The 25,876-nt window shown below is 38.4% G+C and carries 20 protein-coding genes, 1 pseudogene and 1 riboswitch; of the genes and pseudogenes, 7 read left to right on the top strand and 14 right to left on the bottom strand.

The genetic code is table 11. The features are described from left to right. Window positions 1-3: 3 nt before the first annotated feature. Window positions 4-1,176 carry a saccharopine dehydrogenase family protein gene (locus tag ACMZ42_RS22225; protein ID WP_370082404.1) on the bottom strand — a complete coding sequence of 391 codons (1,173 nt, stop codon included), beginning with the start codon at window positions 1,174-1,176 and terminating at the stop codon, window positions 4-6. A gap of 26 nt (window positions 1,177-1,202) precedes the next feature. Beyond that, window positions 1,203-2,681, bottom strand: a complete 1,479-nt coding sequence (locus tag ACMZ42_RS22220) for an aldehyde dehydrogenase family protein (RefSeq protein WP_415732804.1) — start codon at window positions 2,679-2,681, stop codon at window positions 1,203-1,205. A 484-nt stretch (window positions 2,682-3,165) separates the two neighbouring features. Between ACMZ42_RS22220 and ACMZ42_RS22215 the strand changes: the two genes are divergently transcribed. Next, window positions 3,166-3,966 carry a TIGR00266 family protein gene (locus tag ACMZ42_RS22215; RefSeq protein WP_370082408.1) on the top strand — a complete coding sequence of 267 codons (801 nt, stop codon included), beginning with the start codon at window positions 3,166-3,168 and terminating at the stop codon, window positions 3,964-3,966. A 145-nt stretch (window positions 3,967-4,111) separates the two neighbouring features. Here the strand turns inward: ACMZ42_RS22215 and ACMZ42_RS22210 are convergent, their stop codons facing one another. The 4 genes from ACMZ42_RS22210 to ACMZ42_RS22195 all read right to left on the bottom strand — a co-directional run bounded on the left by ACMZ42_RS22210 (window position 4,112) and on the right by ACMZ42_RS22195 (window position 9,231). Then, window positions 4,112-5,074, bottom strand: coding sequence for a 2-hydroxyacid dehydrogenase (locus ACMZ42_RS22210; protein ID WP_402874794.1), 963 nt, complete (start codon window positions 5,072-5,074; stop codon window positions 4,112-4,114). Between the two features lie 434 nt (window positions 5,075-5,508). Then, window positions 5,509-6,810, bottom strand: a complete 1,302-nt coding sequence (locus ACMZ42_RS22205) for a protoglobin domain-containing protein (RefSeq protein ID WP_415732803.1) — start codon at window positions 6,808-6,810, stop codon at window positions 5,509-5,511. A 391-nt stretch (window positions 6,811-7,201) separates the two neighbouring features. Continuing rightward, window positions 7,202-8,035 (bottom strand): undecaprenyl-diphosphate phosphatase, encoded by an 834-nt coding sequence (locus ACMZ42_RS22200; RefSeq protein WP_415732802.1) that lies wholly within the window; start codon window positions 8,033-8,035, stop codon window positions 7,202-7,204. Window positions 8,036-8,151: 116 nt separating this feature from the next. After that, on the bottom strand, window positions 8,152-9,231 hold the full coding sequence (locus tag ACMZ42_RS22195) for a metallophosphoesterase (protein ID WP_415732801.1): 1,080 nt from the start codon (window positions 9,229-9,231) through the stop codon (window positions 8,152-8,154). A 426-nt stretch (window positions 9,232-9,657) separates the two neighbouring features. Here ACMZ42_RS22195 and ACMZ42_RS22190 point away from each other — a divergent pair, with 426 nt between their 5' ends. Further along, window positions 9,658-10,806: an acyl-CoA dehydrogenase family protein gene (locus tag ACMZ42_RS22190; protein WP_415732800.1), complete on the top strand. Its 1,149-nt coding sequence runs from the start codon at window positions 9,658-9,660 to the stop codon at window positions 10,804-10,806. A gap of 374 nt (window positions 10,807-11,180) precedes the next feature. Here the strand turns inward: ACMZ42_RS22190 and ACMZ42_RS22185 are convergent, their stop codons facing one another. Genes ACMZ42_RS22185 through ACMZ42_RS22170 form a run of 4 tightly spaced genes read right to left on the bottom strand, consistent with a single transcriptional unit; the run spans window position 11,181 to window position 14,689 of the window. Then, window positions 11,181-11,630 (bottom strand): hypothetical protein, encoded by a 450-nt coding sequence (locus ACMZ42_RS22185; RefSeq protein WP_415732799.1) that lies wholly within the window; start codon window positions 11,628-11,630, stop codon window positions 11,181-11,183. Between the two features lie 22 nt (window positions 11,631-11,652). After that, complete coding sequence (locus ACMZ42_RS22180; protein WP_415732798.1) at window positions 11,653-13,848, bottom strand: histidine kinase dimerization/phospho-acceptor domain-containing protein; 2,196 nt, start codon at window positions 13,846-13,848, stop codon at window positions 11,653-11,655. Between the two features lie 15 nt (window positions 13,849-13,863). After that, window positions 13,864-14,019, bottom strand: coding sequence for a hypothetical protein (locus tag ACMZ42_RS22175; protein ID WP_370082424.1), 156 nt, complete (start codon window positions 14,017-14,019; stop codon window positions 13,864-13,866). After that, the gene (locus tag ACMZ42_RS22170; RefSeq protein ID WP_415732797.1) at window positions 13,997-14,689 is read right to left on the bottom strand and encodes a response regulator transcription factor; all 693 of its coding nucleotides are present in this window, start codon (window positions 14,687-14,689) and stop codon (window positions 13,997-13,999) included. The genes ACMZ42_RS22175 and ACMZ42_RS22170 overlap by 23 nt, the downstream gene beginning before the upstream one ends. A gap of 657 nt (window positions 14,690-15,346) precedes the next feature. On the opposite strand from ACMZ42_RS22170, the gene ACMZ42_RS22165 reads away from it, so the two are divergent. Further along, window positions 15,347-15,577, top strand: a complete 231-nt coding sequence (locus ACMZ42_RS22165) for an excisionase (protein ID WP_053594071.1) — start codon at window positions 15,347-15,349, stop codon at window positions 15,575-15,577. A 51-nt stretch (window positions 15,578-15,628) separates the two neighbouring features. Here ACMZ42_RS22165 and ACMZ42_RS22160 read toward each other — a convergent pair whose 3' ends face one another. The 3 genes from ACMZ42_RS22160 to ACMZ42_RS22150 all read right to left on the bottom strand — a co-directional run bounded on the left by ACMZ42_RS22160 (window position 15,629) and on the right by ACMZ42_RS22150 (window position 19,541). Then, window positions 15,629-16,615 (bottom strand): homoserine dehydrogenase, encoded by a 987-nt coding sequence (locus tag ACMZ42_RS22160; protein ID WP_415732796.1) that lies wholly within the window; start codon window positions 16,613-16,615, stop codon window positions 15,629-15,631. Window positions 16,616-17,458: 843 nt separating this feature from the next. Next, window positions 17,459-17,845, bottom strand: coding sequence for a hypothetical protein (locus tag ACMZ42_RS22155; RefSeq protein ID WP_415732795.1), 387 nt, complete (start codon window positions 17,843-17,845; stop codon window positions 17,459-17,461). Between the two features lie 394 nt (window positions 17,846-18,239). After that, the gene (locus ACMZ42_RS22150) at window positions 18,240-19,541 is read right to left on the bottom strand and encodes an O-acetylhomoserine aminocarboxypropyltransferase/cysteine synthase family protein (protein ID WP_370082432.1); all 1,302 of its coding nucleotides are present in this window, start codon (window positions 19,539-19,541) and stop codon (window positions 18,240-18,242) included. A 117-nt stretch (window positions 19,542-19,658) separates the two neighbouring features. After that, window positions 19,659-19,772: riboswitch (SAM riboswitch) on the bottom strand. Window positions 19,773-20,030: 258 nt separating this feature from the next. On the opposite strand from ACMZ42_RS22150, the gene ACMZ42_RS22145 reads away from it, so the two are divergent. Both ACMZ42_RS22145 and ACMZ42_RS22140 read left to right on the top strand, forming a co-directional pair. Beyond that, the gene (locus ACMZ42_RS22145) at window positions 20,031-20,663 is read left to right on the top strand and encodes a glycerol-3-phosphate acyltransferase (RefSeq protein ID WP_370082434.1); all 633 of its coding nucleotides are present in this window, start codon (window positions 20,031-20,033) and stop codon (window positions 20,661-20,663) included. 186 nt (window positions 20,664-20,849) lie between these two features. Further along, complete coding sequence (locus ACMZ42_RS22140; protein WP_415732794.1) at window positions 20,850-22,331, top strand: DASS family sodium-coupled anion symporter; 1,482 nt, start codon at window positions 20,850-20,852, stop codon at window positions 22,329-22,331. A 172-nt stretch (window positions 22,332-22,503) separates the two neighbouring features. On the opposite strand, the gene ACMZ42_RS22135 is transcribed toward ACMZ42_RS22140, so the two are convergent. Beyond that, a complete protein-coding gene (locus ACMZ42_RS22135) occupies window positions 22,504-24,024 on the bottom strand; it encodes a succinate CoA transferase (RefSeq protein ID WP_370082438.1) in 1,521 nt (506 codons plus the stop codon). A 284-nt stretch (window positions 24,025-24,308) separates the two neighbouring features. Between ACMZ42_RS22135 and chrR the strand changes: the two genes are divergently transcribed. Continuing rightward, window positions 24,309-25,040: a class II chromate reductase ChrR gene (gene chrR / locus ACMZ42_RS22130; protein WP_370082440.1), complete on the top strand. Its 732-nt coding sequence runs from the start codon at window positions 24,309-24,311 to the stop codon at window positions 25,038-25,040. A gap of 159 nt (window positions 25,041-25,199) precedes the next feature. After that, a pseudogene (locus ACMZ42_RS22125) lies at window positions 25,200-25,663 on the top strand (GNAT family N-acetyltransferase). Window positions 25,664-25,876 lie beyond the last annotated feature (213 nt).

Raw genomic sequence — 25,876 nt, 5'->3', positions numbered from 1 at the left:
CACCTACCATTTCACGATCATTGCAGATATGTGAGACGTCTCCTTAATGACAACACCACGTTTTGCCATCTCTTGAATATAAATATCGCCCGGTACAATTGATTCAGGTGCAAATACACCGCGCTCTGTAATTTTATTTTCCCCAATCATTTGAGCAACGACAGAAATTGTATTTGCTGTTGCCCGAGCCATAGCCGTTTCATTAATCGTCATATCTTTACGCACAACCATTTCGAACTCATAAGTCACTTGTTGTTGCGCTTTTTCACCCGCTACAATTACGCGCAGCAGCACTGCATCTGGTTTTGTACCAAGCTCAAGTTTCTTTTTAAGTGCCTCACGAACAACTGGGCGCACAGAAACTTCTTGATCTTCTACCTCTACCTTATTACTAGCATCGAGGAATCCTAAATCTGCTAATAGCTTAAACTTCTCAGCATGTCCTTTATATCGAATCGTTTTATATTCTAGTGTTTGGACATTTGGGAATGTCTTATCCAACGTCGATATACCACCAGATGTATAAAATGCCTCAAGCACACCAAAATCTTTAAAATAAATAGGTTCAACGCCTGATAACGACGGAACTTCTTGAAGTTTACCTTTTAGAATCACTTTTGATGGCTCTGTGTAATGATCAAAGACACCATCTAGAGAAAATACTCGCGTATAGTGAAGAGGTGGCTTCGGCTCTGTTGGAATACCGCCTACAAATAGTTTAATAGATTCTACCTCATCTAATTTCGAAGCACCGTAGCCCGCTAAAATGTTGACCATACCTGGGGCAACACCCAAGTCCGGAATAATGGTTACACCTTTTGCTTTTGCCTCTTCGTCAAGATCTAATATTTTTTCAGTTACACCGCCAATATGACCACCTAAATCCACGGAATGGACACCAGCCGCGATTGCCGCTCTTGCCACACGCTCATTAAAGGAATAGAATAATGCATTAACGACTACATTGCCTTTTGAGATAACCTCCATTAACGAGTCATCGCGCTCAGCATGAAGCTCTACAACCTCAATCTTATCTGTATTTAGCGAGTCCACAAAGTTCTGCGCTAAATTCACGTCAATATCCCCTAAAAATACACGTTCCACATTGCTATTTTTTATTAAATCACGAGCTACCTCTTTCCCCATTAAACCTGCACCTAATACAACAACTTTCATCAAGAACATCCCCTTTCATTGATCTGTTATTCTGTATCGATTTGTGCTCTTTGTAATTTACCGCTATAGTCTACATAAATACTTTTCCATTCTGTATAGACATCTAAGGCAGCTACACCCGAGTCGCGGTGACCGTTCCCCGTGCCTTTTGTGCCGCCAAATGGTAAATGGATTTCAGCACCTGTTGTGCCAGCATTCACATAAACAATACCTGTATCTAAATCTCGTTGTGCGCGGAAAATCGTATTCACATCTTGTGAGAAAATTGAACTGGATAAGCCAAATTTTACGCCATTGTTTACTTCGATTGCTTCATCCAAACTTGCTACTTCAATTAAAGAAACGACCGGACCAAAGATTTCTTCCTGTGCAATAATCATGTCAGGCTTTACGTTGGTAAATAGTGTAGGCTCATAATAAAACCCTTTATCATAAGGAGGCTCAGATAAAATTCTACCCCCAGCTAACAACGTAGCCCCTTCTTGTTTGCCGATTTGCACATAGTGATTAATCTTTTCTAACGCGGCTTTGTTAATCACAGGTCCGATTTTTACCCCTTCATCCAGGCCGTCCCCAATTGTTATCTTTTGCATTTCGTCTAATAGACGTTTTTCTAGTTCTTCTCTTACATCTTTATGCACAATCACGCGACTACATGCTGTACATCTTTGTCCAGCAGTGCCAAATGCACTCCATAAAATGCCTTCAGTGGCTAACTGTAAATCGGCATCATCCATAACTATGACTGCATTTTTCCCGCCCATCTCTAATGAAATCTTCTTCAGGTGTTTACCACCTAGCTCTGCTACCTTACTGCCTGTTGTTGTAGAGCCGGTAAATGAGATGACCTTGACGTCTGGGTGTTCAATCAATGCTGTTCCAACTGTTGGCCCTGAACCAAAGACGATATTTGCTACCCCACCTGGTAAGCCAACCTCTTCAAAAATTTTGCCCATTTCATAAGCCATCATTGGTGTCTCATTAGACGGCTTCCAAATGAACGTATTGCCAGCAACTATTGCAGGGAATGACTTCCAAGTAGCAATAGCTACAGGGAAATTCCACGGAGTTATTAAACCTACAACGCCAATTGGTGCCCGTACACTCATGGCAAATTTATTAGCTAGCTCTGACGGTGTTGTCTCCCCAAATAACCGTCGCCCTTCACCAGCCATATAATAGGCCATGTCGATCCCTTCCTGTACTTCACCTCTAGCTTCTTCAATAACCTTCCCCATCTCTTTTGTTAAAACGGTCGCCAAATGTTCCTTCTTTTCTTTCATTTTCTGACCGATGGCATATAAATAGTCAGCACGTTTAGGTGCAGGTACTAATGCCCAGATTTTTTGTGCATTTTTTGCAACCGCTACCGCTTCATCTACCTCACTTGCAGTAGATAGCGGTATTGTAGCTAGCTGCTCCCCATTAGCAGGGTTGGTCACTACTATACTTTGTAAATGCGAATGTGTTACCCATTCACCGCCGATATAGTTTTTGATTTCCACTACATACACCCCCTGAACTATCTATTGTGCCTCTGCCTCATTGTTACCAATTGCATTGCTTTCAGACAGATATCATCTATTACTCTATAGTATATAGAAATAGATGCGTCAAAATTCCGAATTTTTAATATATAGATGTCTAAAGAACATCCTTTTGGATTAATAACATCGGTGACAATTGTCAGAGGCTTTATTTTCTTTAGCTGAACATTGATGTCATCTTTTGTGAGCAACCAATTATGCCTTGGCATAATTGCGTCCGGAGGCTTTAACTTCTTTTAGCAGGATGTTTGACACTCACTAAAAGAAGTTAAAACAATCACAAATTTCCAGCTGAATGAAAATAAAAAATACTTATTCTAGTGTTTTATATTCGACATTTACTATCTTATTCCCTTTTTTTCTAAGATATTTAATTATGTGATGAAACTAATACAACTTATAATCGTATATAATAACAAAATATTTTTTGGAGGAATCCTTTATGAATAATCACGAAATTGACTACAAATTATATGGCGACGATATGCAATATGTGGAAGTTGAGCTTGACCCTCAAGAAACAGTAGTAGCTGAAGCTGGTGCTTTAATGATGATGGATGATTCTATCCATATGGAAACGATCTTTGGCGATGGTTCAAGAGGAAGCCTAGAAAGTGGTCTTATGGGTAAATTATTTGGAGCTGGAAAACGTCTAATTACAGGTGAAAGTTTATTTATGACGACATTTACGAACGTTGGTTCAGGTAAACGCCATGTGTATTTTGCTTCTCCATACCCTGGTAAGATTATTCCAATGGATTTAAGCCAAATGAACGGAAAGATTATTTGTCAAAAAGATGCATTTTTAGCTGCTGCTAAAGGAGTTTCAATCGGTGTTGAATTCCAGAGAAAAATCGGTGTTGGCTTCTTTGGTGGTGAAGGCTTCATTATGCAAAAGCTTGAAGGAGACGGCATGGCTTTTGTACATGCAGGTGGCACTATTCACGAAAAGACTCTAGCACCCGGTGAAGTATTACGTGTTGATACAGGCTGTTTAGTTGCTATGACATCTGATGTAGATTACGATATCGAGATGGTCAAGGGCGTAAAAACTGCATTATTTGGCGGTGAAGGTATCTTCTTTGCTACTTTAAAGGGTCCGGGTAAAGTATGGATTCAATCATTACCATTTAGCCGTTTAGCAAGCCGCGTCTTCGCTGCAGCACCAATTTCTCAAGGCGGTGGCGGTCAATCTAAAGGTGAAGGTGGCATTGGCGGTTTATTTGATATGTTTAATAAATAATGGGCGCTATTTATTTAAGGAGCACATCTAATTACGATGTGCCCCTTTTTTTATTACAGCTGATTTAGACCATTTATTCCTAACACAAAAAGTCTTTGCGGCTTTATTGCAAAAGATATTCCTACTTCTATTATCTTCGGTGTTATTAATCTATTCGATTCGTTACAGCCTTACCTTGCCCATATGCGGTAAGCTCTTTAACGTTCAGCATCAGCATTGCAGTTCTAGTTTGAAGCGAGGCACTGCCGATATGTGGAAGTGCTACAACATTAGGAAGTGTCAACAATGGATGATCCAACGCAATAGGCTCTTGCTCAAAGACATCTAAGCCTGCTGCCCACAGCTTACCACTTGTTAAAGTTTCATAAAGTGCGTTCTCATCGATAATGCCACCACGTGATGCATTAATTAATACCGCGTCATCCTTCATTAAAGCAAGTTCTTCTGCGCCTATAAGTCCTACCGTATCATTGTTAAAAGGTGTCATAATAACAACAAAATCCGATTGTTTTAAAAGATCCTCCAACGATACATACTGAAAGCCATACATTTCTTCTACCTCATGGCGACGTCTACGATTGTTATATAAAATTTTCATATCAAAACCTTTTGCTCGTCTAGCAACAGCTTGGCCAATACGTCCCATACCAATAATTCCTACAGTGGAACCTGAAACATCTTTACCTACTAATTGCATCGGATACCAGCTTTTCCATTTACCCTCACGCAAATATCGTTCACTTTCCGGAATTCTTCGAGCAGTAGCAAGCAATAATCCCCATACTAAATCTGCAGTCGTATTTGTTAAAACTCCCGGAGTATTAGTCGCCATTATCCCACGCTTACGCAAAGCTTTGACATCAATATTATTGTATCCAACAGCTAAATTAGTCACGAGTTTTAGATTGGGTGCGTGTAATAATAACTCTTCATCGACTTGATCAGCAAGCGTTACCCACAATACTTCGCAATCTGCAACGGCTGCCAATAGTTTTTCCCGTGGTATAACAATTTCCTCCTCCTCCCATTGTTCGATATCATAATACTCTTTCAACGGTTCAACTATATGCGCTGGGAACTTTCGTGTAATAAATAATTTCTTTTTCATATTCCGAACACCCCTCAATTCAATTCGCCTATAGCGTAACACTTAGAACGCTCATTTTCTAGGGATTTCTTATCTTTGCGTGTGTGATAGCTATTCTTTGGGATTGGGGATCAGCGATAGAGGAACGAAGGCTAAAACCATCATGTCCTGTGATAACGCTTTCGTAACAACATCGTGCTGTTGCCGCTGTCGCACAAAAAACATCTGTTGGCCCGAGACCCTGTAGCGAAGCGCAGTCGGAACGGAATTAACCATACGTTATTGTGATGATTATGAATATCTTGAAGATTTATCGGAACAAAATCTCATTTTATCGGAACAATTTTAGCTTTTATCGGAATGTTTTCCCGTTTTATCGGAACAATTTCAGTTTTTTACTTGGGCATCAGCACCACAGACTAGCGGAAATCAACCTCACGTTAAGGGCATAGTCGTTAGAAATCCCTGATTGTTGTATCTAATCGATTGGCAACTTGTTTTAATTCCTCGGAAGATTCTCCAATCGTTTCTATAATTTCCGCCAGTTCCGTTATTTTCAGTCCGACGTTTTGGAAGTTTGAGATAGAACCGTTTACTGAGCCAGATATTGCATCAAATGCTTTTAAAGATTCCTCATTTTGCTCGATACTATTGTTCACCAGTTCTTGAATCTCATGAATTGCTTGAACAACTTGTTGTGTAATTCCATTAGACATAGTTATGAGATCCGCAATTTGTTCAACCGAAGTTTTCGTCTGGTCTGCAAGCTTACGAACTTCGCTCGCCACGACCGCAAAGCCTTTTCCATGCTCTCCTGCTCGCGCAGCCTCAATAGCCGAATTTAACGCGAGTAAATTTGTTTGACCAGAAATATTTTTTACTATTTCAATAACAGCATTAATTTTGGAGGAAGAATGATCTAATTGCTCCACCATACCCGACATTTCAACTGTCTTATGATGAACTTTTCCTGTTTGCTCATTAATTAATATTATTTTAGAATAACCTTCAGACGATACCTCTTGCATTGTTTTTGCCTCATCGATACTTTCCTTCAAGTATTCATTCACTTCCTTGGCGTTATAAACAAGTTCGGTTACTGTTTCATTGGTACTATGAGATTGAGTTTCTAGCTGCGTAGATATTCCACCTATAATTTCCTTCACATGTGCTCGAACACTATCCTGTTGCTTCTCCATTAATGTATTAGCATAATTATCATATTCCTCTAAGACAATCTGTTGTTCGAAATTGCAGATTTTACTGATGGCATCACAAAACTTTTCTTCTTCGTCCCTCGATAATTGAAGCTTATAAACAATCTTTCTTAAAAATTTTTCAAGGTTTTGAAAGGCTGCTAAATACCACTTAGGATACAAGTTAATCTTCACATGCATTTTCGCTACTCGCCTTCTCTTTTCCAAAAATGCATCGTCTATACGCCCTTCGAACATTTCTATAATATGATGGCGTAATGTTTGGCGTAACTTCTCACTAGAGCTATACTTTTCAATAACCTCACGTAATGCTGGCACACTCTCAATCGCATGATAAAATGCTGCTACTACCTCTTCAACATTTCGTTCAATATACGGTTTTAAACTTCTAATTAATCGCAAATCTTCTCTAGTTAAATTTACTAGATTTAACTGTAGTAAACGTTCCTGATCTTGAATAATAACCCCTATACTTGATTCATCAGTAATCTCAATTGTATTCTTCTTAGACTTATTTCCAATTTGAAACAATTTATCCACCCCGTTGTGTCTATGTCTATTCTACCGAATATAATCCGAAAACAAAAAACTCTCTGAATTCAATTATAAGTTCTTTACAACTGTAATGACAATATATAGGTAAAAAAATCTGTTTTGCAATAAGCAATAAATCATACTGAACAATACTTATAACCATGTATTTCTTCTTAATTTGAGCAATTATACCTCGGCATAAATGTCGCTTTCGCGCAGTCCGGAATCCGCTTTGTGCTTTGGCTTGCATGAGGGCCGACACGATGTCGGTCATATTCCTCTATTTTAGCGGATGTCTTTTGTACCGAAAGCATAGCGACAAGTACGGATGTTTGTACACCCGCTGAAAGAAGTAAAAAAAGCCACTCATTCTGTAATAGAAGAGTGACTTTATTATTTACATAAAGATAATAACAGCTAGTACAGCAGCTAGTACTATACGATAAATAGCAAATGGCATTAATTTCACTTTTGAAATGAGTGCTAAGAAGAATTTAATTGATAGTAATGCAAAGATAAATGAACTAATGAAGCCCACTGCATAGAATCCAAAATAATCCATAGATAGCGTATCCCAGTTTTTCAGTACAGATACTAAACTAGCACCCGCCATAATCGGAACTGCCATAATGAAAGTAAAATCTGCCGCCACGCGGTGACTCATGCCAAATAGTACACCACCGGATATTGTTGCCCCTGAACGGGAGAATCCTGGCCAAAGTGATAAACATTGTACTAACCCTACTTTAAAAGCTAAACCATAAGAAATTTTATCTAGAGAATCCACTTTCGGTCTTTTCGGTGCTAATTTATCGGCAGCAATCATTAAAAGTGCTCCAGCTACTAAAGCATAAATAACATGCTCTACTTTAAATAAATGATCATCGATAAAATCTTTGAACGCAAAACCTAATACAACTGCTGGCAACATACCCACAATCACATGTAGTAAGTTGAAGTGACCTTTCACTGATTTCGATTGGCCATCAATTTTATAAAGTCCCACTAAATTTAACATTCGCTTCCACATAACAACGACTACGGCTAAAATGGAGCCAAGCTGTACAACAATTTTAAATGTATTGGCGGGATACTTCCCTAAAAACTCCTCTGTCTTTAGCCACATATCGTCTACAATAATCATATGACCTGTCGACGACACTGGCGCAAACTCCGTCATTCCCTCGACAAAGCCTAAAATAAGCGCCTTTAATAATTCAATGATATCCACATTGTCACCTTACCTTTTGTTAATTAAATACCAACATATTATAAAATACACTTTTTCATATACTATGACTATAGCATTCAGTTATGAGTAGACTGAGGGACATGGCAACTTACCAACTAACGAAAATTTATATCCACAACCCATAATTCGGAACGGCTGCCTATTCGCATTGGAGGACCCCAAAAACCAAAACCTGATGAAACAAGTGTATGCATTTTTTCCTTCATTTTATAACCATAGTCGAGCTCAAATACACGAGCCGTTATATACTGATTAGGCCATAGTTGACCTTTATGTGTATGCCCTGACATATGGAAGTCTACGCCCATTTTTGCAGGCGTCATTAAATCATTTGGGGTATGATTCATGACAAACCAAGGCAAGTCATCTGCTGTCTTCAATGCATCAAGTTGCTTTCTATCCTTGTTTGTAATATCCTCTTGCCCCGTTAATACTATCACATTATCGATTCTAATAGTTTCATCACACAAAACTTTTACATTAGCGTTTTCCATCTCTTTAATAAATTCTGGGATTTTCTTGCCATAGTATTCGTGATTGCCTAATACACCGTACACCCCATATGTAGATGTTAATTGCTTCATCACATCTGCCATTCCATCTTTAACAAACCATTTAGGATCATCATCCACAATATCCCCAGCTAAAAAGACGATGTCCGGCTGTGCTTCATTCGATAACGTAACAAAGCGCTGTAAATGTCTTTTATTTGAGAGAACACCTAAATGAAAATCTGATGCAACCACTACTCTCATCGAATCTAGCTCACTACTCTTTTTATCCATCGTTATTTCTAAATGACGGACAACAGGCGAATATGCTAAATAAGTGCCTACAATACTTAGTACAAAAAACATAACAATTGCTATACTTCCAATGATTTGTACACTTTTAAAGGGGCTTAGCCAAATAATCAAGTGTGCTAACAAGCAAAGCAATAATCCGTATTCAAAAATAAACATCCAGTAATTATGGATTATTGAAAAGACCCGTAAGGATTCATGCAATCTACTGATAACAATACTAAACGCAATGATATACAGTACTAACCAATATAAAATTGGAAATCGAAACCACCCTATTGCCACAAGCCATTGTCTCAATCCCCATCCTAAGTAAAAAGTTAAGGCACTATATATACTTATTAAAAGAATTCCACCGATTACTTTTGGCATTTCAGTTCCCTACTTTCATATAGTCTTAGTTGATTATAGCATTATACTTAACACTCTCTGATAGAAAGTAAGTGCAAAAGGACAAGCAACAGCTCATGATATTAAGTGTATATTTCCCTTAGTAATTTAATTGTATGATTTACATGACAATCTAATTAGGGAAGTGACAATATCGTAATCTAGGCAAATGATTAGACCTCTTTTGGTTTACAGATGAGACCTTAGAGCGCTCATCGGACGCCTCAAGAAAGCGCCTATGAAATCAAATTATGTTATGAAAGACCCCTCCTTACAATTCATTATGATTATAAGATTACGTAAAAAATCTATGAATAATATACTTTAATTTTTCTGAATATTTCAGTAACATTATAATTGCAATAGAAAATTTACGCATGTACGATGGGAAAAAGGGGTGTTGTTCATATGGCAAAATATAAATTCGAATCAACAGAGCATGAATTATTTCGTAAAACGTTACGTAAGTTTTTAGCAGAAGAAGCCGAGCCAAACTATCCACAATGGGAAAAAGATCATCTTATTCCACTTGAATTTTGGCGTAACCTTGGGGAAATGGGTTATCTATGCCCTCAAGTAGAAGAGCAATATGGCGGTCTCGGACTCGATTTTAGTTTTGGCGTTATTATTCAAGAAGAGCTTGAGCGTGTAGGTTCGAGCCTTATTGGTGTTGGTCTGCATAACGATATTGTTGTTCCTTATATTGAGGCATACGGCTCAAATGAGCAAAAATCACGCTGGCTACCGAAATGTGTTACAGGAGAACATATTACAGCAATTGCTATGACGGAGCCAGGCACAGGTTCAGATTTGGCAAACATCCAAACTACTGCTATTCGTGATGGCGATCACTATATCGTCAACGGACAAAAAACATTTATTACAAATGGTATTCATACAAATTTAGCGGTTGTTGCCGTAAAAACAAATCCTCAGGCTGAAAAAAAGCATCGTGGCATTAGCCTCCTTGTCATTGAAGACGGGACACCAGGCTTCACAAAAGGTCGCAAACTCGAAAAAGTTGGTATGCACGCGCAGGACACAGCAGAGCTATATTTTGAAGATTGTCGCGTACCTGTAGAGAACCTCCTGGGAGAAGAAGGTAAAGGCTTTATCTATATGATGGAAAAGCTACAACAAGAGCGTCTAGCAGTAGCCATAGCTGCGCAAGCGGCTGCTGAGGACATGCTATCTTTAACAATTGATTATGTGAAATCACGCGAAGCTTTCGGAAAATCAATTAGTGACTTCCAAAACACGCAATTTAAAATAGCTGAAATGGCGACAAAAATTGAACTCGGCAAATCATTTTTAGAATCTTTAATAGAGGAACATATCGCAGGAAATGATGTTGTGACAAAAGTTTCAATGGCAAAATACTGGATAACGGAAAATGCACGTGAGCTTGCTGTCCAGTGCATGCAGTTACATGGTGGCTACGGTTATATGGAGGAATACAAGATTGCTAGAAGATATCGAGATATTCCTGTCATGTCCATTTATGCAGGTACCAATGAAGTCATGAAAGTGATTATAGCCAAGAATTTAGGTTTATAACTAAGTATTTAAATCAAGTATGGCTCTTCGGCAAAACGAGGGGTTGAAGTGACGGATTGCAGTGCTGAAACGACGGATGAAATTGTCTAAGCGACGGATTGATGGGCCGAAATGACGCATTGAAACCTAAACGACGGATTAAAGGGCCGAAACGACGGATGAAAGGGCCTAAGCGACGGATTGATGGGTCGATATGACGGATTGAAACCTAAGCGACGGAATAAAGGGCCGAAACGACGGATGAAAGGGCCTAAGTGACGGATTAATGAGCCGAAATGACGGATTGAAACCTAAGCGACGGATTAAAGGGCCGAAACGACGGATTAAATTGCCTAAGCGACGGATTGAAGTGCTGAAACGACGGATGAAATTGCCTAAGCGACGGATTGATGAGCCGAAATGACAGATGAAATTGCCGAAGCGACGGATTGATGAGCCGAAATGACGGATTGAAACCTAAGCGACGGAATAAAGGGCTGAAACGACGGATGAAAAAGCCTAAGCGACGGATTGATGGGCCGAAACGACGGATGAAAGGGCCTAAGCGACGGATTGATGGTTCGATATGACGGATTGAAACCTAAGCGACGGAATAAAGGGTCGAAACGACGGATGAAATTGCCTAAGCGACGGATTGAAGTACTGAAACGACGGATGAAATTGCCTAAGCGACGGAATAAAGGGCCGAAATGACGGATAGAACCGGCAAAACCGTGGATAGAACAGCCGAAATCGCGGATAGAACCGGCAAAATCGTGGATAGAACAGCTAAGTCGCAGATAGAACGGCCAAAGTTGTTTTTCAAAGTAAAAGAACAGCGGCAAAATGTTTGCCGCTGTTCTTTGTCTATGCTGTTGGAATTCGAACGATTACTTTAAATAAATCTCCATCTACCTCTATACTCATACGAGCACCATGTAAATCTACAATGGATTGTGCAATGGCTAAGCCTAGCCCTGAGCCCTCTGTATGGCGTGAAGCATCCGCTCGCTTAAAGCGTTCAAATAACTCATCGGCATTCTCGCTAATTTCATATTTTGCAACATTCTTCACTGTGAATTCTGCATCGCCCTCAGCAGTACGCTTCAATGTTACATAGACACGTGTGCCTTCTAATGCATATTTCAATACGTTAACGATTAAATTATCGATCAGTCTCCACCATTTTTGTCCGTCCACATACGCGTAGATTGGCTCATTTGGTTTTGTCAGGCGTAAATCTAAATGAGCCTGTGCTAAATCTTCCTCATGCTCCCCTACCGCTTGCTGTATAAGCTGGGTTAAATCAACTCGAGTGCGATGAAGCTCCATATTACCACTCGCCATTTTAGACACTTCAAAAAGATCCTCAATGAGTAATTTTAGACGTTCTGATTTTTTATCAAGGATATGAATGTATTGCTTACGCTCTTCCTCAGTAATATCAGGATTTTTCAGTAAATCTGTATACGTAATAATAGATGTTAACGGCGTGCGTAAATCGTGACTAACATTCGTAATAAGCTCTGTTTTTAAACGCTCACTTTTTGCCTGCTCATGCATAGATGTGCGTACGCCTTCTCTTAAATGATTAAGATTTTCTGCATGCCCCGCGAGTGGTGATTTGCCCATTACCTTGACATCGCGATTTAAACGCCCTTCTGCCATGTCTTTTGTGTCCTTCATAATTCGATTTAAATAGCCCATTCTAGAAAGGAAGAGAATCATAGCTGGAATACCGATTATTGCGCAGATGCCCAATACTAGAACGGTGAATCCGCTACCTCTTAGCATTGAAGCAACAAGGCTTCCACCACCGAAAAATGCTGCCACAATCATCACAATAGAATGTGATGCAATGGAACGATTTATAAATAAATCCGTGATTGATTCGCCAAGTGACCATAAATAGCTAGCTTTTAAGTTCTCCTTTAATTTCTGTGCTGTATTCACTCGATCATACAACCAAATAAGCTGTACAAAGAACAGCATTGCAATAATGATTAAGACACCTATTTTAAACAGCAAACTAATTAAGTAATGTACATAGTTAGATTGATAAGAAACAAACTCAATCGATTCAAAAGCAATATAAGATGCCATCAAATATATGAATGCGCTTATTAATAATAATCCAATTTGATAATCAATTTTCATCTTTGCAAGAGCTTCTTTTTCCTTTAAACCTTGTACCATCTGCAGTACTTCTTTACGCCCTTTCCATGCAAAAATAGCTGCCACAATACTCGTTAACCATATAAAGTAGAATGTGTATTGATTGCGTGTAAAATGGTCATATCCTTCCAAGATGTCGACTGCTTGTGCAGATTTTTTTGAGATGGTTATAATACCAGTGTAATCAGAAGTCTCCCTCAAATCCTCTATATCCACGTAGGTATCAGTTCGGTAAACAAATTGGTTTAAATTATTACTTATATTCCAAGTAGTTAATGGGTGTTGTCCGTTATACTTAATTTTGAACGCACTACTATCCGAAACATCACCTGAACGATATGTTTTGCCTGTTTCAGTGTTCGTTAATTCATAAGACCAATAATTATTATTTTTCACAAAACTCTTTGCTTCTTCTTTTGCTGCCTTTATATATTGATCAACAAGCTCTTCCTTTTGAGCCAGAATTTTTTTACGGACATGCTCATCATCCTCGAAATTAGTCGTAATATCTTTAATTGTTGCATCCCGCTCTTTCTCAAGCTTTGTTTTTAATTCCGTTGCATTTACATTAGCAGCTTCTTGAATACGTCCTTCATATTGAGCTTTAATATTATCTATCTGTTGTCCTAATGATCCATAGTAATTACGATGTTCTTCAATTTCGCTTTGCGTAACCACAATTTTACTTTTTAAATCTTCAGCCGTCGGTAAATTTATTACTAATGGTCCTAATTCTGACTGAAAATTATCTAGTTCACCCTGGAAACTTTCAGATTGAAAATACGACTTCCCAATATATTGGTACCCGATATTAGAGAACGTAAATATACCGAATATTACCCAGATTAAACAAATAAGAGCGAGAAGAGGTTTCCAATTTTTCAACATACTTTTAACTCCTCTCTAAAAAATTCTCTCAAGCAATTGTAGCATTCCCGAAGAGCGTGCAGTTACTATTTGATAGGCATACACACCGAAATAAATTAGTCCAATAACCCCTGCTACAAATCCTGCAATTGTAACATACTGCTCTATTTTATTTTTCCATTTTATAGCCAACGCCCCACACCACCTTTAAATAGCGTGGATTTTTCGGATCTGCTTCGATTTTTTCACGTATTTTTCGAATGTGTACAGCCACAATATTTTCTGCATTGTAAGCTTCCTCATTCCACACACGCTCATAAATCTCTCTTATCGAAAATACACGCCCTGCATTTTTCATTAATAATTCCGTAATCTTATATTCAATTGGTGTTAATCGAACAGGCTCGCCTTCTAAAATGACTTCCTTTGCATCTTCATCTAATATAAGTCCGTCGATTTCTACCTTTGCTGCTTCCTCATTGTACGTCCCAAGTTGTACATAACGTCGCAGCTGAGATTTTACTCGAGCCAATAGCTCTAACGGATGAAAAGGCTTTGTAACATAATCATCTGCACCTACAGACAAACCATGAATTTTGTCGCCATCCTCCGCCTTTGCACTAAGCATAATAATTGGAATATTGCGCTCTTCTCTAATTTTAAACGTCGCTGTAATTCCATCCATATTTGGCATCATAATATCTAAAATAATTAAATGTACTTCATTGTTTTCTAATTTTTCGATTGCCTCTAAGCCGTCAGCAGCTTTAATGACATTGTAGCCTTCATTCTTTAAATAGATTTCAATACCATCACGAATATCTTGATCATCGTCTGTTACAAGAACTGTTAGTTTCGTCATGATATACACCTCGCTCTCAATTAATAGTGTACCTTTTAAATCTTAAAAACCAGTTATTATAAAAATGAAGAATTTCTTAAGGTTTTAATTCTTTCAGGGGTGTCCAAATATCCGCTGAAAGAAGTTAAAGCCCCACTCCAATCAACTTATATACAGGGCATATGTTTCAACATATATTTACAAAGGAAAGACCAGCAGAAAGGGCTAGTCCAATTCCCCCCATACGGACAGCCCCTTCCTCATTAACAAATTGCCATTACAGTTGCTATTCGCCACACCTTTGTCGGCTGTGATTTCCATAGTACTCATTCTAAAGCATCACAAAAGACAGGAGAGCTACCAATCGTTACAGCGGTTCCAATAGCTACACCTGTAAGACGAATTGATGAGAAAAAAAGACCTTGAATAACACAATGCTAGCAGCAGCTAAAATTGTCAATTCCCATGACCATTTCAGAAAGTTTATTTTACTTGGCAAAATGGTATTAGCTAATCTTCATTTATTGTCCCTCGACCGTCACTACTCATTAACATTAATAATACAGATTTATCCAAAATCAAACAATTACCATTTTCCTTTTTCTTTCATTTATTAACCCATAGTAGGCTTTCTATTAAAGGGGGGTTATAATAAAAACAATAAAAGGAGCGAAATTTATGTATAAAACAATTGAAGAAACAGCCATCGAACTTAGTATGCCAGAAGATCAAGTACTTCGCCTAGTTTACGAGGGCCGTATTCGTTCAGTATACGACGGGGACCAAATACTGATTAATAGTGGGCAGTTCAGCACTTATTTTGAGCAGTTAGATCGTATTAAAGAGGAAATAGAGATTTGGCGGAATACACCTATTCCAGAGGATATTGATGTTAAAGATGAGGATTAAAAAATGCCTATCATTCAAACAATTAGAACATTGTTGAATGATAGGCATCTATTATATTGTTACGACAAATCCAGCTCGTTTACCGATAATTTCCGCATAATCCTCAACCATTACACTAGCTGTTGGATACATACCTGCTCCGGGTCCAATTAGCGTTAATGTGCCAATATAATTTGTGTCCAATGCCACAGCATTATTGACGTCATCAACTGGATAAAGTGGATGTTCTTTATCAACTAATTGCGGCCCAACCTTCGCGACCACTTTACCATCTGCTAGCTTCTCAACCTCAGCTACATGGCGATAACGCAAGCCTTTTTCACACGCTTCTTTTACTTGCTCTGCCGAAATGCTATCAATTCCGACTACTTCGACGTCAGACCAGTCTGGTTGTTCACCAAATGCCAAAGCACTTAAAATCATTAATTTTTTGAAGGCGTCCTGTCCTGAGATATCATTAAATGGATCTGCCTCCGCATAACCTAAATTTTGCGCCTCTTTTAATGCAGTTTCGAACGACCAGCCCTGTGAACGCATTTTCGTTAAAATATAGTTGGATGTCCCATTTAAAACACCCTGAATACGACTAACATCATTGACAAGCAAAATGTTTTTCATCGTTTTAATAACTGGTACACCGCCAGCGGTCGTTGCTTCAAATCCTACAAAAACACCATTCGCTTTTGCAAGATCCTGTAACTCCAAGCCTCGTTTTGCAAACATTACTTTGTTAGCTGTGATGACATGACATTTATGTTCAACAGCGCGCTTTAAATAAGTAAAAGCTGGCTCCTCATTGACGATTGCCTCAAAAACAACCTGCATACCTGGTTCTGCTAAGACTTCATCCATACTAGTTGTCATTAAATGCGCGGTACCTGGTACACGTTCACGGCTAGTGTCTGTAACTAAAATTTTTGCTACTTCTAGCTCAATTCCTAATTTATTTTTAAGCTCTTCACGCTTTTCGTTTAATATATGGTAAATTCCTTGACCTACCGTTCCAAATCCTAATATAGCTGCCTTTATAGTTGCCATTCCTATTCCCTCCAACTTACATTCCGCAGTTTCATTATATTTATTTCGTCTCAGCTTAATTCTTACAGATTTTGAATTGTGTGCCGACTATACAAAGCAGGTCAGTTTGCCGTGTTTCTAACACTTCGTCTTCAAACAGATATTTAGTCATGGCGTTTCACTTTCGCTACAAAAAACATTCTGAATGAAGATACACTGTGAAACAAACAAATTCAAATAATTCAAAAATCAACTTAAAGAAAATTGTAACGTAAATACATACATTGCACAAGAAAAATCTTTCTAGGATGGACATTTGTTTCCTGTAGACGTGCAAAGGAAATCGTTTTCATCCCTTTTATTATATGTTTTTTCACTTGAATCTATAATAATTGAACAAATATTGACGTTTCTTTACCAATTATGCCTCGGCATAATTGCGTCCGGAATCGGCTTTGTGCTTAGGCCTGCGTGATGCAGGTCAGTTAGCCGTTATCGCATGGATGCGATGATTTTAGGCTAACATCCTATGTGAGCTCCTTTCCGATTCCGTGACATCCGCCGGAGGCTTTGGGCCAACGTGATGTTGGTCACTCAGTCGTGTGTTGCTGTCGCTGCGCTTTCGCACAGATAAATTGCTACAGGACGTGGCGTTCTTAGACTGAGTTCCTCTATTTCAGTGGATGTTTACTGAAAGAAGAAAATAAATGCCTTTCTTCTATTATATATATGTATGTAAAGACATTCATAAAAATTGTTCTTTTGAAATATATTAATAAAATTTTTTCTGTATATCTTCATCATCTAATTTAAAAAGCTCATTCCCTGTAGCAGCAGAGAATGAGCCAAATATATGAGGGATAATTAACTAGCTTTGGCTAGCAATTTATAACGATATTGTGTTAAAGCTTGTTGCACCAGTCTTATTTCCTCCTGCGTAAAATTTGGTATTGCATACGTACGTTCAACTAATTGGAATGTGCCGTATTTTAAATAATACTCTGTCGCAGGTAGAGGAATATGATTTGCTCCATAGCTTTCATAAGCTTCGAAAACTTCTTTTACTGTATAGCCTTCCTCTTTGACATAAACCATTTCCTTAAAAGCAGAATGTCCAAAGATCTCTTGCCATTTACGCTCAACTGACGCAAGTATGTTTTGAATGGACATGTTGTTCACAAACACATGACCTTCATTTAATTCATAAATAAGATAAGATGCAATGTTTTGCGCACTATACACATTTCCCATTTAAAACACTCCTTTATCATCAGTTTTGTAGATAAGAGTAGCTACTGGCTGAGTAACTACTCCGCTTCATATATTCAAAAGTGGGGGAGCACTTATGAAACTAAATTAGTTTGAGCATTAATTGAAAACACTTTACCGATCAACAAGTCGGCGCTTTAAATTGGTTCTAGGTTGGTAGCCCTTCGAACACTTTTCTTATTTCCTAGTATAAAACAAGGATTTAACCAAGTCAACAATACTTATAAAATTACTTGGTATTAATTTTAAACCATTTCATTACTCTCACCAAATGAGGCGAGCGGATGATGTAGCAACGTTTGACGCATTACCAAATGAGGCCTATCGAATGAGAAAATACGTAAACGCTACAACATTAGCCAATGTATTTTATTTATTAAGCTTCTACTTCTTGTTGTGAAGCTGTTACTTGTTCAATAGCTTGTTCTAAATCTGCAATGATGTCCTCTACTGCCTCTAAACCGATTGATAAGCGAATGAGCGACTCGGTTACGCCAGTTTGGATTAGCTCTTCAGCAGATAGTTGCTGATGTGTAGTAGATGCTGGATGAATAATTAATGATTTAGCATCCCCTACATTTGCTACGTGTGAGAATAATTTCACACTATCGATTAACTTACGCCCTGCTTCACGTCCACCTTTAATGCCAAATGTAAGTACAGAACCGAAGCCATTTCTTAAATATTTTTTAGCTAAATTATGGGTAGGGAAATCTTCTAAGCCGTTGTAATTTACATATTCCACAGATGGGTGGTTTCGTAAATATTCAGCTACTGCTAATGCATTTTCATTGTGTTTAGGAATACGCAAATGAAGCGTTTCTAAACCTTGTAATAAATTAAATGCCGCATCAGCACTTAATGTTGGTCCAAAGTCACGTAGCAGTTGCACACGCAGTTTTGTGGCGAATGCTGCATCAGCTGTGTCAATACCATAACGCAAACCGTGATAAGAAGCATCTGGCTCAGTAAAGCCTGGGAAACGTCCACGAGTCCAATCGAACTTCCCTGCATCTACTACAACGCCACCTAAAGTTGTTCCATGACCACCAATCCATTTCGTTGCAGAATGAACAACGATATCTGCACCGTAGTCAATTGGTGTAGAGCCATATGGTGAAGCAAATGTGCTATCAATAATTAATGGTAAGCCGTTTTCATGTGCTATATTTGCTACTGCTTCAATATCTAGTACCTTTAAACTTGGGTTACCGTAAACTTCAGCGAACACGGCCTTTGTTTTATCAGTAATAGCAGCTTTGAAATTTTCTGGATTTGTTTCATCTACAAAAATCGTTTTAATACCGTAGTTTGGTAGTGTGTTAGCGAATAAATTATAAGTACCTCCGTATAAAGAGCTACCTGCAACAATTTCATCGCCTGCCCCTGCAAGATTTAAAATGGAAAACGCGATTGCTGCTGCACCAGATGAAAGTGCTACTGCTGCTGTACCGCCTTCTAATAAAGCGACGCGTTTTTCAAAAACATCTACAGTTGGGTTTGTAATACGAGTGTAAATATTACCAGCTTCCTCTAAGGCAAAAAGACGTTGCGCATGAGCAGTGTCTTTAAAAACGAAAGCCGTTGAGCGATATACGGGTACTGTACGAGATCCTGTTACCGGGTCTGGCTCTTGGCCACCGTGTAACAGCAATGTTTCTGGTTTAAATTTTGTCATTGTATACCTCCAAATGGTTATTTTTTTACGATGGTACCGGAGATGAGGAGGATTTTTTCAGTAGAAAACAAAAACCCTCTTCAGCTAAGAAGAGGGTTGCGGTTGCAAGTTTTCCTCCCCTTATCTGCCAGATCCAAGTAAGAATCTGTAGGAATTAGCACCTTAGCAAGTTCGTCACTTACTGGTTGCCGGGCATCATAGGGCCTATCCCTCCGCCGCTCTTGATAAGAGTATGAGATTCAATTTCCATCGTTGTTACAAAGTATAAACATAGACTTTTTCTCTGTCAATACTAAAATTTTATTTTTTCCGAAACTTCTGTCTGCTTCTTTACGTAATCCAAACACATACACTATTTTAGATATTTATTGTTTTGGTCACCAAAGCATGGACTGATTTCCGTTTCAGCTGGGCGTTTCCTAGGGGCTTCGGGCTAACACAATGTTAGAACTTTTGTGATGAACCCATTATTTGGAAAGGAGAATTTTTATGATAAAAGCCGTTATTATTTTTCTTCTTGTTGGTTATTTGATTGGCTGTATTCACGGCTCTAAAGTTGCTCAGTTTTTATCAGGGGTAGATTTAAAAATGGCCGGTCATGGCAATGCAGGTGCCTCTAATGCAACACTTTCCCTTGGCTGGAAATACGGCATATTAGTTGCACTGATCGATATCGGTAAAGGCGTTGCAGCTATAATCGGTGCACATGTTTATTTAGCAGATATAACACAATTAACAGAAGTACAAGTTTGGCTCTTCATCTATATCGTAGCTTCCGGTGTCATTCTAGGTCATAATTTCCCATTTTATATGGGCTTCAATGGCGGTAAAGGAACTGCTTCAATCATAGGAATATTACTTGCGATTGATTGGAAAATTGGCTTGTTTGCACTCATTTTATTTGTTATTTTATCTTTCGTGACGAACTATTTAATTGTCGGTGTACTTGAATTTTATCTCGTTTTTTGTACAGCCACTTATTTATGGATTCCTGGAGTTGGCCCAACGATTTTAGCCCTATTACTTTTTGGTATAGCCATCATTTTGCATATCGAAAATATTAAGCGATTGATGCTAGGAACTGAGCCTAAAGTAACTTCAGCATTCAAAAAGAAAAAATAAAATCTTTTGGATATTTTTGTCTTTTCTTTGACCGTATATTTTCTCGCAACTGCCCATTATCGCTATAAATAGAGGGTATTTCACATACTAGTTTTTTTACAATAATTAGACAAATTAACTTTCTTAATAAAGCATTTTACTAGCCGATGTGAAAATTACAGTCATGTTTAAGAAAGGATGAAAAGTATGTCTACTTCTGAACAAGCAAAACAGAAACGTAATTTGAAACCACTCTGGATTGGATTAGCCTTCGCTTCATTAATCATCATTACTTTTTTACCTAACAACGGCGATTTACCTGTAGCCGGACAACGAGCTTTGGCTATTTTAGCTTTCGCGGTCATCCTATGGGTTACAGAAGCAGTATCCTATCCCGTTAGCTCTGCCATGATTATTGCTCTCGTTACAATCTTACTAGGGCTAGCTCCGTCAATGGAAGATCCAACGAGAGCGTTAGGAACATCGGATGCATTAAAGTTAGCATTAAGCGGATTTAGTAATTCTGCAGTTGCACTAGTAGCCGCAGCTCTTTTCCTAGCGGCAGCCATGCAAATTACGAATTTACATAAACGTCTTGCGCTTTGGATACTTTCACTAGTTGGGACAAAAACGAAAGCCATTGTATTCGGTGCTATTTTAGTATCTATTGCACTCGCATTCTTTGTCCCTTCTGCTACTGCACGTGCAGGCGCAGTTGTACCAATACTACTCGGAATGGTAGCAGCATTTGGTTTACCACGTGATAGTCGACTTGCTGCTTTACTAGTCATTACTTCTGTACAAGCTGTTTCCATTTGGAACATCGGTATTAAAACGGCAGCAGCTCAAAATATGGTCGCTTTAAATTTCATCAAAGAACAATTCGATGTAGATATTTCTTGGGGTGCTTGGTTACTTTACGCTGCCCCCTTCTCAATCATCATGTCAGTGGCTCTATTTTTCATTATGATTACACTAATTAAACCTGAAACAAGTAATATTGAAGGTGGTAAAGAAGTAATCAAAAAACAGCTTGCGGAACTTGGTCCATTAAAAGCTCCCGAAATTCGATTAATCATCACATCGGTAGTTTTACTATTTTTCTGGGCAGCAGAGGGTAAACTCCACCCATTCGATACGACAACCGTCACAATCGTTGCAATCGCCATTTTATTAATGCCAAAAATCGGAGTTTATTCGTGGAAGCAAGTTGAGCCTCATATTCCTTGGGGAACAATTATCGTCTTTGCAGTAGGAATTATGCTAGGAACAGTCTTGCTTAATACTAAAGGTGCATCGTGGTTATCTGATAAGGTATTCGGTTCACTCGGTTTAGATTCTATGCCAATTCTTGCAACAATTGCGCTTGTCACTTTATTTAATATTCTTATTCATTTAGGCTTTGCGAGTGCAACAAGCTTAGCATCTGCACTTATACCAGTATTTATCGTTTTAGCCTCAACATTAACGGCTAATGTCGATCAGATTGGTTTCGTTATCGTACAACAATTCGTTATTAGCTTCGGCTTCCTCTTACCTATTAGTGCACCGCAAAATATGCTTGCCTATGGTACAGGAGCCTTTACAACAAAGGATTTCTTAAAATCTGGTATTCCATTAACGATTATTGGATACATCCTAGTTCTTCTATTCTCCGCAACATATTGGAAATGGATTAGCTTATTGTAAAAAGCAGCTAGGGTTTTCTTTGGACACCTGAGCACTTAAGGGGGTTACCCGATCACTTACCGGGCTTACCCGATCACTTCGCGGGGCTACCTAAACTTTCGGGACAACATTAATAACAATCAAAAGCCTTGAAGGAACCGGTCAACTGTCCTTCAAGGCTTTTATTACTTTATTATTTCAATAAAGCAGGGTTCTTCATCGTACCATTTTTTGCGTAATTCACATGCCAGGAAAGCGCTTTTTCTAGTTCGTGTGGCGTATGGTGCCCACCTGTTGCTTCATTGGCATCGTTAAAATACTTCCATAATTGCTCACGATATTCCGGGTGTGCACAGTGATCGATAATGAGCCCAACCCGTTCTTTTGGAGCCAGCCCACGTAAGTCTGCTACTCCCTGCTCTGTTACGATAACGTCTACATCATGCTCTGTATGGTCTACATGCGATACCATTGGAACGATACTAGAAATATTTCCGCCTTTCGCGTAAGATTTTGTGACGAAAATACCTAATCGTGCATTACGTGCAAAGTCTCCAGAGCCACCGATTCCATTCATCATTTTCGTGCCAGAAACATGCGTAGAATTCACATTCCCATAAATATCTACTTCGAGTGCTGTATTAACAGAAATTAACCCGAGTCGGCGAATAATTTCTGGTTGGTTTGAGATTTCTTGCGGACGTAATACTAGCTTATCTGCATACTTTTCAAAATCACCATAAACTCGGTTTCCTACTTCTTCGGAAAGGGTAATAGAAGTAGCAGATGCGAAGTTTACTTTTCCTGCATCAATTAATTCGAATACTGCATCTTGCAGTACTTCTGAATATACTTCTAAGTTCTCAAACTCAGAATCTCTAAAACCTAATAAAACGGCGTTTGCAACTGAGCCTACACCGGATTGAATTGGTCTTAAGCTTGTTGTTAAACGACCTACTTTAATTTCTTCTCGTAGGAAATTTAATAAATGATTGGCCATAATATCTGTTTCTTCATCTGCAGGAACAATCGTTGATGGCGCATCTAAAATATCTGAAATCACTATGCCCTTTACTTTATCTAAATCTAGTGGTATGCCAATTGCGCCAAGCCGATCGGATACATTTTGTAATGGAATTGGATCACGTTTTCCCTGTGGACCTGGTACAAAAATATCATGGACACCCTCTAATGCATCAAGCTGAGCTACGTTCAACTCAATGATTATTTGGTCTGCTTCTTGCACAAAAATCGGAGAGTTACCAACTGAAGTTGTAGGAATTAGTAAGCCGTCTTCTGTAATAGCAGCTGCTTCAATAATCGCAAAATCAATAGGACCAATAATGCCTTGACGTACTAACTCCGCATTATGTGAAAGATGAGCATCAACAAATGCGATTTCACCACTGTTGATTTTGTTACGAATACCAGCATCCGCTTGGAAAGGTCCACGTTTACGAATAACGCCAGCTTCCGCTAAGTATTGGTCAACCTCTGGGCCAAGTGATGCACCTGTATACACATCTACCTGGAAGCTCTCTTTTTTAGCTTTCTCCACAAGTGCAAGAGGTACCACTTTAACATCACCAGCACGTGTAAACCCGCTCATTCCAAGTACCATACCATCTTTAATCCAAGATGCTGCTTCTTCTGCTGTTACAACCCTGCTCCGTAGCTGTTCATTACGAAGCTTTTTCGCCAACTTTTCTGCCATCCCTTATTCCTCCATCCGACTTTATTTTTATTCAACTAATTACTCGGTTTAATCCACTGGTATAGTCATCCAATTATTAGAAATCTAACCAAATAAACCGTCCATACATAATTTTAAACTATTTAGAATTTTTAATCTATAACCAACAAAATATTTTATTATACGAGAGATTTTATGCATTCGTAAATTATCTGAAAATAACTTCAACATCGAAAAAATTCGATTTTGAAGACGAAGCGTGATATGCTCTTGGTATATATAAAGGGAAAAAGGAGATTTTATAAATGGTTAAAGAACTATTACGGAACCACTCTTCGGTTCGTATTTATGATGGAAATCCGATTTCAAAAGAAATTATTGAAGAATTAATTGCTACTGCACAAATGGCTGCTACATCACATTTTGTACAAGCTTATAGTGTCATTTGGGTAACAGATGCCGAGAAAAAAGAAAAATTAGGATTGCTCTCTGGTAATCCTCGTCAATACGAAACTTCTGGCGGTGCCTTTGTCTTTTGTGTAGATTTCAAACGTCTTCAATCAGCAGGTAAATTAGAAGGTGTAGACATTGTAGCTGATTCGGCAGAAAACGTACTTGTTGGAGTAGCCGATGTATCATTATTCGCACAAAACTTTGTCGTTGCCGCAGAATCTATGGGATATGGAATTTGTTACATTGGAGGAGTGCGTAATAAGCTTGAAGAAATAAGCGAATTATTCAATCTACCTGACTATGTTTTCCCACTATTCGGCTTAACAATTGGAGTTCCTGCTCGTCGCAATGAAGTAAAACCTCGTTTACCTGTCGCAGCAGTATTACATGAAAATGAGTACAATGCAGAAAAATACGAGGAGCTTTTACCAGCTTACAACGACACAATGGAAGCATACTACAATTCTCGCTCATCCAATCGAAAAATTGATAACTGGACAAAGCAAATGGCTGATTTTTTAATTGAACAACGCCGTCCTCATATCAAAGATTTCTTAGCGAAAAAGGGTTTTAATTGGAAATAATTTCATCAGCAAGCTATGTGGAGTTACTATCTTATGATAGTAACTCCACTTTTTTTATGTTTTGTTTAATTGGATTGTATGATGAGCGGTTTCAAGTATCATTATCGGAAATTTTAAAAAGATGCTAAAATTAAATAAATAGAATAGGAGGAAAATAAATTGATTACATTAAAACCTATGAACCAAAGGAGTTCAAACAATATATCAGCTATGCAATTGAAGACTACGCAAAAGACAAGATTGCTTCCGGAAATTGGACTGAAGATGAAGCGCTTGACTTGTCGAGGGAATCATTTGAACGACTACTACCACAAAATGAGAAGACCGAGAATAATCATTTATTCTCTATCTTTCACAACGATATCTTAGTTGGAATGATTTGGATTTCGCAAAAGGCGCCTACAAATCCTAATGAAGGTTTTATATATGATTTTGTGATTTTTGAACAATATCAAGGGCAGGGGTATGGCAAGAAAGCAATGAAAGAAGCTGAAATTATTGCTAAAGAGTTAGGTATGAATAAAATTGGTCTAAACGTTTTTGGTCATAATAAAATTGCACGTGGCTTATATGAAAAAATGGGTTATGAAATTACGAATATTACAATGGCTAAAATGATTTGATAATGCAACACCAAAGCCCAAGTACTAATTAATTTTGAGCCTGGGCTATATAATGTCGACACTTCTTCAACTAATAAGGTAGGGTTAACGTTTACTAAAAAATTGCAAACAAAAAAGTCGAGGAATAAATCCTCGACTTTTTCAGGTGCCTAGCGACGTCCTACTCTCACAGGGGGAAGCCCCCAACTACCATCGGCGCTAAAGAGCTTAACT

The sequence above is a fragment of the Lysinibacillus sp. NPDC056185 genome, from assembly GCF_047737915.1.
Taxonomy (GTDB): domain Bacteria; phylum Bacillota; class Bacilli; order Bacillales_A; family Planococcaceae; genus Lysinibacillus.
Note: the sequence above shows the minus strand (reverse complement) of the source record. Positions and strands in the feature narration are given on the sequence as shown.